This window comes from Komagataeibacter xylinus, from assembly GCF_009834365.1.
GTDB lineage: Bacteria > Pseudomonadota > Alphaproteobacteria > Acetobacterales > Acetobacteraceae > Komagataeibacter > Komagataeibacter xylinus_D.
In genome coordinates this window covers 2624444-2638657 of record NZ_CP041348.1, presented here as the reverse complement: position 1 = coordinate 2638657, position 14214 = coordinate 2624444, and the positions used below count along the sequence as shown (strand labels likewise).

The window sequence follows — 14214 nt, the reverse complement described above, 5'->3', positions numbered from 1 at the left end:
GGGTTCCGAATGTCTGACGCCTCATCTTCCTCGCCTTCAAAATCTCAACATGCCCCGGAACATCCGGCGGATATAAACCGTGATGATATTCATAGCGGAGAATCCGCCACCCGTCATGACGGGAACGCCGATGAAACCGCTGCGGTTGTGCATCAGGGTGGAGAAGTTGTGCTTGTTTCCACGCCAATAGGCAACCTCGGCGACATGAGCCGCCGCGCGGTCGAGACGCTGGAGTCCTGCGACCTGATCCTGTGCGAGGACACGCGCACCAGCGCGCGGCTGCTGCGTGAATACGGCATCCGCACCCGGACCCGCCCCCTGCATGACCACAACGAGGACCGGCAGATCCCCGCCCTGCTCGAGGCCCTGAGCGCGGGGCAGCGCATCGCCGTGATCTCGGATGCGGGCACGCCGCTGATGTCGGACCCCGGCTACCGGCTGGTGCGCGCGGTGGTTGCGGCAGACGGCCACGTTACGGCGGTGCCGGGACCGAATGCCGCAGTCATGGCACTGACACTGTCAGGTCTGCCGCCGCACCCGTTCATGTTCTCGGGCTTTCTGCCGCCACGCGAGGCAGCGCGGCGCGAGGTGCTGGCGCAACTGCACGCCGCCGAATGCGCGGGCCTGTCCGCTACCCTGATCTGGCATGAAGCCCCGCACCGGCTGGCCGAAATGCTGACAACCCTGGCCGATGTCATGGGCGGAGCACGGCCTGCCGCCGTAGCCCGCGAACTGACCAAGCGCTTTGAGGAAGTGCGCCGTGGCACGGTGGCGGAACTCGCCGCCCATTACAGCGAACATCCGGCACGCGGCGAGATTACAGTGGTGCTTGGGCCGCCGCTGCGCGAAGACAGCACGGCAACCGATCTCGACACCCAGTTGCATGCGGCCCTGCAGACACTTTCGGTCAAGGATGCGGCAGCCCTTGTGGCCGGCATTACCAGCCTGCCCCGCCGCACGGTCTATGCCCGCGCGCTGGAACTGGCGCGCGGGAAGAAATAAAGGCGTCTATGCCTGCACGCAGCCCGTTACTGCGCCCCGATATCGGTATTGAACAGCGAATCTGCAGGCATCGGGCCGCCGGTGGTGGCATCGAGCAGATCGACGCGGGTGGTTTCCTGCTGGGCATCCTGAATGATCCAGCCGCGCAGCCGCAGCGGATTGTCATGAAACAGCAGGGTCATGCTGCCATCGCCCGGCGTGTCGGTGCGCACCACGGTAATGTCGAGTTCATTGCCATCATGCGACAGGCCAGTGACCGTGACATCACCCGAGAGTTGCAGATGCGGGCGCAGCAGCAGACCAAGCGGGGTTTTTTCCATCGGCATGGTTGTGGTCTGGTCAAGCTGGCTGTCGTTGAACACCACCTGATCATGATTGGCCACGAGCAGCAGCGGGCTGGGCGGGTCATACTGAAAGCGCATGCGGCGATTCGTGCGGTCGATCCACGCCGTGCCGGTGCTCACCTTGCCATCAGGCGCGGTCTGGCGGAAACGCGCCTTGAGCAGGCTGATCGCATCAAGATGATGCTCGACCCGTTCGAGCAGCGCATGGTCCTGGTCCGACGCCCCCACGGCCATCTGCTCCTGCGCATGGGCAACAGGCGCAGAAAAAGGGCCGCCCAGCAGGCAGGCAACGCCACAGGCGGCAATGACAGGAAGAAATTTCATGATGCGGCGCAATCCGTGCAGACACTCTGTGCACAGTCGTGCCCCATCATGCCCGCAATATCAAGCCAGCCCCTCCGGCGCGCCTACGAACTGCCAATCAGCACGCCCGCCACGAACACCAGCAGCCCGCCAATGACAATCTGCACGATGGCCGAGCCAAACGGCGTGTCCTGATAGCGCCAGCGTATCCATGAAATGGCGAACAGTTCGATCACCACCACGACCATCGCGGCAATCATGGCCGCCGAGAAATCATCAATCAGGAACGGCAGGGTATGCCCGATGCCGCCCGCCGTGGTCATGAGCCCGCATACCAGCCCGCGCAGCAGCGGCGCGCCACGACCCGAAAGCTTGCCATCATCGGACAGGGCCTCGGCAAACCCCATGGAAATCCCTGCCCCCACCGAAGCCGCCATGCCAACGAGAAAAGCGTTCCATGGCTGGTGCGTGGCAAAGGCTGCGGCAAAGACCGGCGCAAGCGTGGAGACCGAACCATCCATCAACCCCACAAGGCCGGGCTGGATGATCTGGAGCACGAAACGGCGGCGGGCATCCTCATCCTCGCTTTCGCGCTTGCTGGTGGGCAGGCGGTCTAGGGTAATGGCGTTGGCCGCCTGCTCGTGCTGGTCCTCGGCATGGGCAAGGTCGCCAAGCAGCCTGCGCGTTGCGGCATCGGTCGTGCGCAGGGCGGCCTGACGATAGAATCGCGCCGCGTCCATCTCCATCTGCCTTGCATGGGCGCGCACGGCCTCGATGCCCTGCGTCTGTACCTGCCAGGCGGGCTTGCGCACCATGAAATCGGCAATATCGGTCCTGCGGATCAGCGGAATATGCGGGCCGAAACGGCTGACATACAGGTCAATCAGGTCGCGGCGGTGCTCGTCTTCCTCCATCGACATGTCGGTAAAGATCTTGGACGTGTCAGGATATTTCTCGCGCAGGGTGTAGGCAAAATCGGAGTAGATGCGCCCGTCTTCCTCCTCGTTGGAGATGGCAAGCGCGAGGATTTCCTGATCGGACAGGGAAGAGAATTTACGCATTACCCAGTCTATGCATAAATTCTCTTAATCGCTCAAGAATATTGTAAAGTTACAAATAATTCTCAATTGAAATACCAAAGTAAAACGATCGAAAATGATTATGCTTCTCGATTACGTTTCTTGGTAAAATATCTCCCGCCCCCCGTTCACACCACGGCCGCTTCGGTAAAGACATGGGTAACATCGCCCTGCCAGCGACCATGATAGGCGGCAAGGAAGGCCTCGGCCTGTGTGGGGCCGCCCGCGGCGATTTCATGCAACGGTGCCAGATAACGGGTCTCGTCCTGCCCGTTGCCATCGCGCAGGGCGCGGGCGCGCAGGCCATCGGTGGCAAGGGCGATCATGCGGGCGGCAAGCGGGCGCAGCGTGCCCTGCCCCCACGGCGCATCCAGCCCCAGGCGCGGCACGGCGGCGCGCAGGGCGAAGTAGTCATCCCAGCCGTGTTCGAGCACAAGCTTCTCGGCAGCGTGCAGGGTGGCGTCATCATAGAGCAGCCCGGTCCACAGTGCGGACTGGGCCAGCATCATGGCGGGCGAACCCGCATCGGCGCCGCGCATTTCAAGGAACTGCTTGAGGCGCACATCGGGGAAGGCCGTGGTCAGGTGGTCCTCGAAATCGCCAATGGTCGGGCGCTCGCCTTCCAGTCCCGGCGGGCAGCGCCCGTCAAGCCAGTCGCGGAAGGAATGCCCCGCTACATTGATCATGCGCTCACCGCGTGTGACGAAATACATCGGCACATCGAGCAGCCACCGCACATAGGTCGTGAAGCTGAAGCCATCTTCAAGGAACTGGCGCGGCATGCCCGCGCGCGCATTATCAGTATCGGTCCAGACACGGGCGCGGTTGGACAGGAAGCCGTTGGGGTGGCCTTCATAGAACGGCGAGCTGGCGAACAGTGCGGTCGCCACCGGCTGCAATGCCAGCGAGACCCGCATCTTGCGCGCCATGTCGGCTTCCGAGCCGAAATCGAGGTTCACCTGCACGGTGCAGGTGCGCAGCATCATGTCCAGCCCCAGCGTGCCCACGCGCGGCATGTAGTCGCGCATGATGGCGTAGCGGCTCTTGGGCATCCACGGAATGTCAGAGCGTCTGGCCGTGGGGTGAAAGCCCAGCGGGGCGAAACCCAGCCCCAGCTCCGCGCAGGCCGGGCGGATGGCCTCGAAGTGATGCGCCATCTCGGCTGCCGTATCATGCAGCGAGACGAGTGGGGCGCCGGAAAGCTCGAACTGCCCGCCGGGCTCGAGCGAGATGGAACTGCCTTTGGCCGCTGCCTGCCCCTTGAGGCCGATCAGCGCGCCCTGGTCGATGATATCCTGCCACTGCGTGCCACCGCTTTCGGCTGACAGGGCGCGCAGCAGGGCCTCGATTCCGCGCGGAGCGTAGGGAGGTGCAGACCATGCCGCACGATCCGGGCCTGCGGCAGCGGGTTTTACAAAACCGAATTTCTCATGTTCCGTGCCAATCCGCCACTGCGCCCGCGGGCGCGCGCCCGCTGCAAGCACGGCGACCATCTGGTCAAGGGATTCAATTACGTTTGCATTATGCGCGCCGGGATTCGACATGGCGGGGGCAATATCCTCATGACAGTCAGGCCAAGGCTGGGCTGGAGACAGGCGGAAGGGAAGCGGGATTGTCGTTACGAAGCCTTATCACATAAGACCTTGAGGCCCGACCCGACAAGAGCCAGCGCCGCTGCGGCCGCCGTATCCGCCCGCAGCACCAGCGCGCCAAGCGAGAGCGGCCGCACGAAAGCCTGCGCGCACAACATCTTATGCTCAAGGGGCGAAAATCCGCCCTCGGGGCCAATCAGCACGCCATCGCCCACATGGGGCGCGGGCGGGGCCGCCACCTGCGGCCTGCGCTCGAGGGCTGCGAAAAGGGCGGTATCATCAGGCCATTGCGACAGCACCGTGGTCAGCGGCGCCAGCGGGTCGATGGTGGGCACGTCAAGACGCTCGCACTGCTCGGCGGCCTCGGTGGCAATGCTGTTCAGGCGGTCGGCATTGATGCGGTGGGTATTGGTGCGCTCGGTCACCACAGGGCGGAAATGCGTGACCCCGAGCTCTGTACCCATGCGGATGACCGTCTCGGTCGCATCGCGCTTGAGGGGCGCGAACACGAGGCACAGCCCCGCTGTGGCGGCGGGCGGCCGGGTCTGTTCCACCACGCGGATGCGGCAGCGGTCGCGGCGCAGGTGGTCGATCACGCCCTGCCACGCGCCATCACGCGCGTTGAAGACCTCAACCACTGCCCCGGCCTGCTGGCGCATGACCGTGCCGAGGTAATGGGCCTGTCCCGGTTCCAGATCGAACACGGCATCGACCGCCATGGGGTCAATATGGGCAGGTGATATGAACAGGCGCGGACAATCCCTCATGCCGGATGACAACCTTTCAGCGCAGGACAGGATACAGGACACGATGCCGGGGCCGGTCTTGACCCCACGGGGCCTTCCGGCCCATCTGTGTGCCCATTAGCAGCCATGGGGCGTGCCGTCATCGGCAAACCCGGCCCCACCGGCAGCAGGCAAGCGGCAAGGAGTTGTAGCGTGGACCAGCCCATACCCCATACGGACATCAGGGTGGATGGCTGGATCGGCCGCCTGCCGCCGCGCCTGCGCCCCTACGCCCTGCTGATGCGGCTCGACCGGCCGATTGGTACGTGGCTTCTGTTCCTGCCCGGCGTATGGGGCATCCTGCTACCCGACCACGTGCCGGCAAAACAGCGGCTATTCCTGATCGTGCTGTTTGGCATTGGCAGCGTGGTCATGCGCGGGGCGGGCTGCGTGGTCAATGACATGTGGGACCGTGACATCGACCGCCAGGTGGCCCGCACGGCTGGCAGGCCGCTGGCCTCGGGCGCACTGTCCATGCGCGAGGCGGCGCTGTTCCTGGCAGCCCTCCTGCTTATCGGCTTCAACATCCTGATGAACCTCAACGGGCTCTCGCAGATTCTGGGCGCGTCCTCGCTCATTCTGGTAGGGCTGTACCCGCTGGCCAAACGGGTCACGTGGTGGCCGCAGCTTGTCATGGGCTTTACCTTCGGCTTTGGCGCACCATTGGGCTATGCCGCAGCAGCCAACCATATCGATGCGGCACTGGGCACGCTCTATGCCGCCACCATCGTGTGGCAGCTCGGCTTCGATACGATCTACGGCTTTCAGGACATGGAGGACGATGCCCGCATCGGCGTGCGTTCCACCTCCCGCCTCATGGTGGGGCATGCGCGGCTGTTCGTAGGCGCGTGCTATGGGCTGACACTGGCAGGGCTGGCGGGCGCCGGCTACCTGGCCCATGTGGGGCCGGGCTTCTGGCCGGCGCTGGCGCTGCCTGCGGCCCTGCTGGCCTGGCAGGTGTGGCGGCTGGATGAGCGCAGCCCCGCCACCTGCCTGCGACTGTTCCGCTTCAACCGCGAAACCGGGCTTGCCATCGCCCTGGCCGTGCTGGCGGGAATGCTTACGCGCTGACGTGCAGCGTGCGGGCCAGGAAATCACGCGCCATGCCCATGCACTGCAGGAACAGGGCGGCATCAAAACGGTGTCCCTCATCGCGCAGGAAAGCATGCTGGGCGTTGAACTCATGCCACTCGTAGCATGTGCCCGCCTTTTCCAGCGCAGCACGGATCATCTGCCGCCCTTCAAAGGGTACATGCGGGTCCTGCCGCCCCCATACCATCAGCGCCTCGCCCTGCATCTCGCCCACACGGGCCAGCGTATCATCACATTTGCCCTGCCCCAGCGTGGCGGAATGAATATCGGTGGCATAGAAACACACCGCCGCCCGCACCCGTGGGTCGAGTGCTGCGCGAAACGCCAGATGCCCGCCAAGGCACACGCCCATGGTGGCAAGACTTTCGGTGCAGTGCGGGTTGGCGGCCAGCCAGTCCAGCGCCGCGCGGGCATCATGGTCGTAGCCTGCGACCGGCTTTTCGAATTTGAGGAAATTGCCGCGATCCGTGCCCGGCCTGTCATAGGCCAGCACGGTGCCCGCCGGTTCATATTCGTGATAGACCTCGGGCACGGCCACGACGTAACCCTGCCCCGCCATCATGGCGGCCAGCCTGCGGATGGGAGCCGTAACCTGATAAATTTCGGAAAACAGCACGATTCCGGGAAAGCGCCCTGCAATGGCGGGGCGGAAAATATGCATCCGCATCATGCCTGAAGGCGTTGGGATGTCTGCCGTCTCGTCGGAATGGATGATCATGATAAAACTCCTGCCAGTCATGCAAAAAGGCACGATAGCAGCATGCGGACGGCCAACCGAGAGGGGGCGGGACGATCATGCCTGTAATATCGCATCGTAAATTGATTGTTTTTTGTTCATATATTGCGCAAAAAGCGCTTCAAACATTGACTTTCCTTCCCCGCCCCGGCCTGTATGGGGCATGAATCCGTTACAGAAATCATGATGTCATCCCTGTTTGCCCTCTCGCTCGCCATCTGCGCCATCGTATCGGTCGTGGTGCTGATCGCACGTTTCCGGATCAATCCGTTCATCGTGCTGTTTGCAGTCTCGCTGGCGCTGGCGCTGTGCGCGGGCATGCCGCCGCAAAAGGCCATCGCCTCGTTCGAGGCGGGTGCGGGGCGGGTGCTGGGGCATGTGGCCACCGTTATTGCGCTGGGCACCATGCTCGGCAAGATGCTGGCGGAATCAGGCGGGGCTGACCGCATTGCCCTGACCATTACCCGCCTTGCGGGTGAGAAGCGCGTCAGCTGGGCGATGATGGTGATCGGGCTGCTGGTGGGGCTGCCGGTTTTCTTTGAAGTGGGATTCGTGCTGCTGATCCCGCTGGCGTTTACGCTGGCGCGGCGCACCAATACACCGCTTTTGCGCGTGGCGCTGCCCATGGGGGCGGCGCTTTCGGTCACGCACGCCATGATCCCGCCGCATCCGGCAACACTGCTGGCCCTTTCGGCCTATCATGCCGATATCGGGCGCACGATCCTGTGGGGCATCGTGATCGGAACCCCGGCCGCGGCCCTTGCCGGGCCGGTCTATGCCCGTTTCATTTCCGGGCGCATCGGCCCCGTGCAGCCTTCCGCGCTGGAGGCGCAGTTCGTCAACCACGAAGTGCCAGCCGACATGCCCGGCTTTAGCATTACGGTCCTGACCATTCTCTCTCCCGTTGTGCTGATGCTGGTGGGTTCGATGGCGGATCTGGTGGCTGGCCCGCATACGCCGCTGAATAACGCGCTGCACTTCATCGGCAATACGGATATTGCGCTGGCGCTGGCCACGTTGCTGTCCTTTCAGGTTTTTGGCAGCGCCCGCGGCTTCAGCCGCGAGACGATTCTCAAATTCACCAATGACTGCCTGGCCCCCACAGCGCTTATCATGCTGCTGGTGGGCGCAGGCGGCGGCTTTGGGCAGGAACTGGTTGATAGCGGCGTTTCAACCGCCATTACCGACCTTGCGGTAGGTGCCCATGTACCGCTGCTGGTGCTTGCCTGGCTGCTGGCGGTGGTGGTGCGGGTGGCCACGGGTTCGGCAACCGTGGCCATGAGCACGGCAGCGGGCATTGTGGGGCCCATCCTGCTGCATACGCATGGGGCCTCGCCTGAACTGATGGTGATCGTAACCGGCGCGGGCTCGGTGGCGCTGGGGCCGCTGAATGATGCGGGCTTCTGGCAGATCAAGGAATATCTCGGCCTGTCTGTGGGGCAGACCATAAAGACCTGGTCGGTGATCGAGACGCTGATTGCCGTGCTGGGACTGATCTTCGCGCTGCTGCTGTCGCTGGTGGTGACGTAGGCGAGACAGTTCGGTATTTTACAAGGCTCTGATCGTATCGATGATGGCAAGGATGGCGTTCCGGTCCAGTTCGAATTCCGGTCCGGTGTCCATCGTCACCAGTTCCATCAGCGCATCTGACAGGGCCTTGAATCGCGGACGGTCATGGCTGTTGTAAATCTTCAGCGCCCGGGCCGCGATGGCCTGCACATATGCCCTGCCTGCCAGAGGCGCTTCAAGCAGATCGGCTATTTCCCGCGGTGTTAAGGCTCTATCCATAAGGGACAGTACATCCACCGCAAGGGCAGTCTCGACACCCACATTGACAAACGCCGCCTGCACCGCAGCGACAGACTGCGCCACGCTGCGGCAGGCATCGGTCAGGACCACGGTGGCAAAACCGGCCCGGGCAGCATCACGCGCCGAGGCCGCCACGCAGTAATCCAGCGCCACCCCCACCACAAATACCCGGCTGATCCCCCTGCCCCGCAGCAATTCCTCAAGCCCGGTGCGACTGGCGCGCGCGTTATCCTCAAAGGCGGAGTAGCTGTCGATATCACGCCGCATGCCCTTGCGCAGTACTACGCCGATATGGGCCTGCGCCAGATCGGGCACGAGGGCTGCCCCTTTCGTGCCTGCCACGCAGTGCACCGGCCACGGGCCGCCGCGCATGTCAAAGGACACATGATCCGCCGGATGCCAGTCCTGCGTTGCTGCAACCAGGCCAAAGGGCAGTTCGCACAGCCGGTTGATGAGCGGCACGATGCCATCGGCCCCCGCCACGCCCAGCGTGCCGCCGGGCATGAAATCGGCCTGCATGTCAATGACCAGCAGCGCATCGGCGGACGTGATGAACAGGGTGCCTGCATGCCCGCCAGAACCGGAATGCCCGTTCGCCGCCATGCTTTCCCCTCCCGAGAAAAAACTTTAAAATAAAAAGGATAGAAGTTTTTGGGTGCCGCCTTTTTTCAAAAAACGGCATAGAACAAAGCTTTTTGAAAAAAGCTTCACCAAAAACTTTTATCGGCAGCCTAACCCTTGGCGTATGGATTGCTCGATGCCCGCAGCAGCAGCCTTATGGGCGTGCCGGGCAGGTCAAAGGTCTCGCGCATGCCGTTGACCAGATAGCGCTGATAGTCCTCAGGCAACTGGTCGGTGCGGGTGCCGAACAGAATGAAGGTGGGCGGCCGCGCCTTGGCCTGCGTGATGTAACGCAGCTTGAGCCTGCGGCCATCAACGAGCGGCGGCGGATGGCGCTCGACCATCATCTCGAACCACCGGTTGAGAGCGCCGGTGGGCACGCGGCGGTTCCACACCTCATAGGCGCGGCGCACGGTGGGCAGCAGGCGGTTGATGCCTGCCCCGGTCATGGCCGAGAACGACACGACGGGAATGCCGCGCATCTGCGCAAGCGAGGTCTCGATCCGGTCCTTGATGGCCTGGCGGGTCGCTGCCCTGTCCTCCACCGCATCCCACTTGTTCAGCGCCAGCACGCAGCACCGGCCCTCACGCTCGATCAGGCGGGCGATCTGCAGGTCCTGCTCATGCACACCCAACGTGGCATCAAGCACGAGGATCACGACCTCCGCCATCTTCAGCGCCTCGATGGAGGCGGAGACGGACATCTTCTCCAGCGTTTCGTCAATCCGGGCCTTGCGGCGCAGGCCCGCCGTATCAACAAGCTGGATCGGGCCTTCGTCATCATGCAGCATGACGGCAATTGAATCGCGCGTCAGCCCCGGCTCGGGTCCGGTAATCATCCGCTCCTCGCCCAGCAGGCGGTTGAGCAGCGTGGACTTGCCGGCATTGGGGCGCCCTACGATGGCAAGGCGCAGCGGGCCGGGCGGGCGCACATCCTCTTCCTCGCCCTCGGCCTGCGCATCCTCGCGCCGGGAGCGGCGGGTGACTTTTTTTACCGGTGGCAGGTCGGTGGGCGGCAGGCGGTCCACGATCTCGCTCATGAGATCGGCCACGCCCTCGCCATGTTCGGCCGACATGGCCAGCGGCGTGCCCAGCCCCAGCGAGAACGCTTCCATGGCGGCGGCGGCACCCTGCCGCCCCTCCGCCTTGTTGGCAACCAGCAGCACCGGGCGGCCCTGGCGGCGCAGCCAGTTGGCAAAATGCTCATCGGCGGGCGTGATGCCGCTACGCGCATCAATGCAGAACAGCACGAGATCGGCCTCGGCCACGGCGGATTCGGATGAAGCCCGCATGCGACCGTACAGCGTATCGGGTGCCGCCTCCTCCAGCCCTGCCGTGTCGATGATGCGGATGGCCCGGCCCCGCACGGTGGCCTGGCCTTCCTTGCGGTCACGGGTAACGCCGGGGGTGTCGGCCACAAGCGCCTGCCTGCGGCCAACCAGCCGGTTGAAAATGGTCGACTTGCCGACATTCGGCCTGCCCGCGATCACGACAACCGGCAGCGCATCCACTGGCGCGGATGGAAAAGATGAACTCACTGCGGCAACTTTCTTTTTAGGTATAGGCTATAAGGTAGCCGTTATTATCCATGAGCAACAGCGTATTATCGACCACGATCGGTGCTGTCGTCACCTCGGCTGGCAGCTCGTACAGGGAGTCGATATGCCCCTGTGCGGGGTCGATGATGACAACGCCGTTCTGCTTGAAGTTCGATATGAACACCAGCTTGCCGCCTGCCAGAATCGGACCATTCCACACGATGCCGCGCTTCTGCTTGTCGGAATTCTCATACTGCCGCAACTGCGTAATCCAGCGCACATGGCCTGAAAGCCGGTCAAGGCAGGCCACCTGCTGGTCCATGGAGATGAGGAAGATCCAGTCCCCGATCACCAGCGGCGTGTTCTGCCCCGAAATGCCACGCTCCCACAGCCTGCGGCCCGAGCGCATGTCGATGGCGACAAGAACGGCGCCGGTGCTGATGGCATAGGCCGTGCCATCGGCAATGACCGGCATGCCATGCACGCACGAGAAATCGATCAGCGCCTGCTGGCCATTGGTGCTGCCCAGCGTATCGGCCCACACCACCTCGCCGCCTTCGGCACGCAGCGCCACGAGATCGCCCGAGCCAAAGCCCGCCAGCACCACGCCGTCGGCCACGGCGGGCGCGGGCTGGCCGTAAATGACGGTATCGGCGGCTGTAGCGGCATAGGTCCACAGCACGTTGCCGTTTTCCGCATCAAGGCAGTACAGGTGTTCGTCAATCGTGCCCAGGAACAGCCGCCCATCGGCGATGGTGGGCGCGGAGCGGCCCGGCGCCTGAATGTTGACGCGCCATTTCAGCTTGCCGGTGGCCGCATCGACCGCAAGCGCCTGCCCGATGCCATCGACGATGTACAGCGTGCCCTTGTCCACGCTGATGCCGCCACCAAGATTGTTCGACATCATCTTGCGCGGCTTGGGGTTGTATTCCCACAGCTTGTGCATGCCGGGCCAGCGATAGGCACGGACCACGCCCTGCGCATCCACCACGAACAGACGGCCATCCTGCACCACGGGCGTGGCCTGGATGATGCCGCGCCCGCTATCGCCGAGCGCTACATAGAAAAGCAGTTCCGGCTCGGAATTGCCCGCGCCGATATCATGCGTCCATTCATGGCGCATCTGGGCGCCCCAGGCGATGTTGCGGCCCCCGTGGTCAGGGGTGAGGCCCGATTGCGGCCACGCGTTCAGTGCCGTGGGGGCGGGAACGGTCACGGCCTGCGTTTCCTCGGGATCAACCGTCAGGCCTGCGGCGGTGTGCAGCACGTCCGAACGGTGACCGATCAGCAGCGGGGCCTTTTTCTGTTTGGCAGAACACGCGGCCAGGGCGGGCAGCAGCGCCGCCCCCGCGCCCAGCAACACATGGCGGCGGCTCAGGGCTGATTTCATGGTCTTCCTGTCGGTCGGCGTGGAGGATGCAGGGTCAGGACTAGCCACCAGCGTCGCCCCCCAGTGTCTGGAGCATGGCTTCGGCGCGGCTGCGCACGCCATCGGCAATGGTCATGTCCATTGCCAGGCGCTCGAATTTGGCACGTGCATCGGCAGGCCTGCCCACCCGCAGGTCAAGCAGGGCCTCGGCCTCGATGGCCTGACCGCGCCAGGGCTGGCCCGCGCCATCAATGACCGCAAGGCGCGAACGCAGGGTGGCGGGGTCACCGCCATCAATCTGGTGCTGCACCCACAGCAGGCTGGCCAGCGAGGCGATGATGGGATCGACCGCGTGTTCCTGGCTCACGCCATCCCACAGGGCCAAAGCAGCAGGCAACCTGCCATCCGTGGCCAGCAGGGCCGCGCGCTCCATGCGCTCGAGCACGCGCAGCGGCGGCCGGGCCCGGGCATCAAGCGCTTCAAGCTCCTGCAGCCCCTTTTTCTGCCGTGTGGTCAGGCTGGTATCGGTGCCCGTGGCATCGGGTGCGCGGGCGGCATCCTGCATGGCTGTGAAATAGGCGGCCGAGACGGCAGCATCCGCCTTGTGGGCGCGCGAGACAGAATACTGCCACCCGCCCGCGCCAATGCACACCGCCGCCACCACGACACCGGCAACGACAAGATAGCGCCGCGCCAGTGCCCGGATACGTTCGGCACGGATTTCCTCATCGACTTCCATGAAGATGTCGTCAGCCACGTTCGTGTCGTTCCCTGCTCGCTTGCGTGGCGCATGGCGCCTTACGCGTCGTGATTTCTGGGCCAGCATATCCGGCCCGGCGCGGCACGGCAAACCACCCAGCCAGTGCCGCGGCCCATTTCTGCCTGTTCGATCACATAGACCGGCCTGTTTTGCACCGCCAGCGATAAGCGGGCGGAAAATGCAAAAAATCGGGTTTTTTCACCCTTTCGCATGCATCCAGTCGTGCAGGAGCCTCTGTGCGATCAACACGACCTGCTTCACGCCCAGCCCCTCCATCGGTGCGTTGCCCACCGGGCCGGGCGCCATTGCCACCCGTCCCCATGGGCCAGCGGGCGCGTATTCCATCGCCTTGCTGCGGCCAAACAGGCCCAGCGTGGGAATTCCGCTGGCAGCGGCCAGATGCATGAGCCCCGAATCATTGCCAATGAACAGCGTGCACCGCGCAAGCACGGCCGCGACCTGCGTCACCGTCAGGCTACCCCCCGTGTCCAGCGCATCGGGCAGGCGTTCGATCACCGGCAGGGCACGGGCGCGCTCCGCCTCGCCAGGGCCATACAGAATGACCGGCCGCAGGCGCGGATCATCAGCCTGCAGGGCTTTGAATACCGCGACAAACCGCTCGGGCGGCCAGATCTTGCCATCCCAGTTGGCGGTGGGGCCAAGGGCGATCCAGCGCGTGCCATCATCAGGCAGCATGCGCGCGGCCTCCTGGCACTCGGCGGCACTTGTCCATGTCACCGGCAGCGGTGCGGGATCTAGGTCCAGCAGGTTGCCGATATGCGTGATCCGTGGCCCCCTGCGCCGCCCGCCCTGCATGACATGGCGCTCGCCCACGCGCAGGAAATAGCTCACGATCGAGCTGCGCAGGTCCACGCACAGATCCCATTTGCGCCCCCGGCACTGCCGCCACAGATCGACCCAGTGCATGTTGCGCGGGCGCTTGACCATCTCGATCGTGCGCACGCGTCGCGGCATGTGCGCGAACAGCCCGGCCGCCACCGGCCCGCACGCAATGGTGAAATCGGCATCGGGATAGCGCCTGAGCAGCGTATCGAGCAGCCCGGTAGAGAGAATGGCATCACCCAGCCGGGTGGATGTGATGAACAGGATGTGCATTTTTTGGTGCTAGTCAGGTTTTGCGTGCGTGCCAACCTCTCTTTGCCCTTGCCTGCGGGCACGGGCAT

Annotated in this window: 13 protein-coding genes; 3 read left to right on the top strand and 10 right to left on the bottom strand. The window is 64.1% G+C overall.

Translation table 11 applies throughout. The annotated features are described in order from the left end of the window. Positions 1–9: 9 nt before the first annotated feature. Positions 10–1002 (top strand): 16S rRNA (cytidine(1402)-2'-O)-methyltransferase, encoded by a 993-nt coding sequence (rsmI, locus tag FMA36_RS12630; RefSeq protein WP_159262712.1) that lies wholly within the window; start codon positions 10–12, stop codon positions 1000–1002. 26 nt (positions 1003–1028) lie between these two features. Here the strand turns inward: rsmI and FMA36_RS12625 are convergent, their stop codons facing one another. The 4 genes from FMA36_RS12625 to FMA36_RS12610 form a co-directional block, all read right to left on the bottom strand. Then, positions 1029–1670 (bottom strand): LolA family protein, encoded by a 642-nt coding sequence (locus tag FMA36_RS12625; RefSeq protein WP_159262710.1) that lies wholly within the window; start codon positions 1668–1670, stop codon positions 1029–1031. A gap of 83 nt (positions 1671–1753) precedes the next feature. Continuing rightward, the gene (mbfA, locus tag FMA36_RS12620) at positions 1754–2710 is read right to left on the bottom strand and encodes an iron exporter MbfA (protein ID WP_159262709.1); all 957 of its coding nucleotides are present in this window, start codon (positions 2708–2710) and stop codon (positions 1754–1756) included. A 146-nt stretch (positions 2711–2856) separates the two neighbouring features. After that, positions 2857–4272, bottom strand: a complete 1416-nt coding sequence (locus FMA36_RS12615; protein ID WP_159262707.1) for a glutamate--cysteine ligase — start codon at positions 4270–4272, stop codon at positions 2857–2859. A 74-nt stretch (positions 4273–4346) separates the two neighbouring features. Further along, positions 4347–5087, bottom strand: coding sequence for a 16S rRNA (uracil(1498)-N(3))-methyltransferase (locus FMA36_RS12610; protein ID WP_159262705.1), 741 nt, complete (start codon positions 5085–5087; stop codon positions 4347–4349). Between the two features lie 171 nt (positions 5088–5258). Between FMA36_RS12610 and ubiA the strand changes: the two genes are divergently transcribed. Further along, on the top strand, positions 5259–6176 hold the full coding sequence (ubiA, locus tag FMA36_RS12605) for a 4-hydroxybenzoate octaprenyltransferase (protein WP_159262703.1): 918 nt from the start codon (positions 5259–5261) through the stop codon (positions 6174–6176). On the opposite strand, the gene FMA36_RS12600 is transcribed toward ubiA, so the two are convergent. Next, on the bottom strand, positions 6166–6915 hold the full coding sequence (locus FMA36_RS12600; protein WP_159262701.1) for a dienelactone hydrolase family protein: 750 nt from the start codon (positions 6913–6915) through the stop codon (positions 6166–6168). The genes ubiA and FMA36_RS12600 overlap by 11 nt on opposite strands. Positions 6916–7119: 204 nt before the next feature. Between FMA36_RS12600 and FMA36_RS12595 the strand changes: the two genes are divergently transcribed. Then, a complete protein-coding gene (locus FMA36_RS12595) occupies positions 7120–8463 on the top strand; it encodes a GntT/GntP/DsdX family permease (RefSeq protein WP_159263925.1) in 1344 nt (447 codons plus the stop codon). An 18-nt stretch (positions 8464–8481) separates the two neighbouring features. On the opposite strand, the gene FMA36_RS12590 is transcribed toward FMA36_RS12595, so the two are convergent. From FMA36_RS12590 to FMA36_RS12570, 5 genes are all read right to left on the bottom strand, one after another. After that, positions 8482–9345: a nicotinamidase gene (locus FMA36_RS12590; protein WP_159262699.1), complete on the bottom strand. Its 864-nt coding sequence runs from the start codon at positions 9343–9345 to the stop codon at positions 8482–8484. A gap of 128 nt (positions 9346–9473) precedes the next feature. After that, positions 9474–10901 (bottom strand): ribosome biogenesis GTPase Der, encoded by a 1428-nt coding sequence (der, locus tag FMA36_RS12585; protein WP_159262697.1) that lies wholly within the window; start codon positions 10899–10901, stop codon positions 9474–9476. Positions 10902–10917: 16 nt separating this feature from the next. Next, a complete protein-coding gene (locus FMA36_RS12580) occupies positions 10918–12291 on the bottom strand; it encodes a PQQ-like beta-propeller repeat protein (protein WP_159262695.1) in 1374 nt (457 codons plus the stop codon). 40 nt (positions 12292–12331) lie between these two features. After that, entirely contained in the window at positions 12332–13027 is a 696-nt protein-coding gene (locus FMA36_RS12575) for a hypothetical protein (protein ID WP_159262693.1), read from the bottom strand. 201 nt (positions 13028–13228) lie between these two features. Then, entirely contained in the window at positions 13229–14146 is a 918-nt protein-coding gene (locus tag FMA36_RS12570; RefSeq protein WP_159262691.1) for a glycosyltransferase family 9 protein, read from the bottom strand. Positions 14147–14214 lie beyond the last annotated feature (68 nt).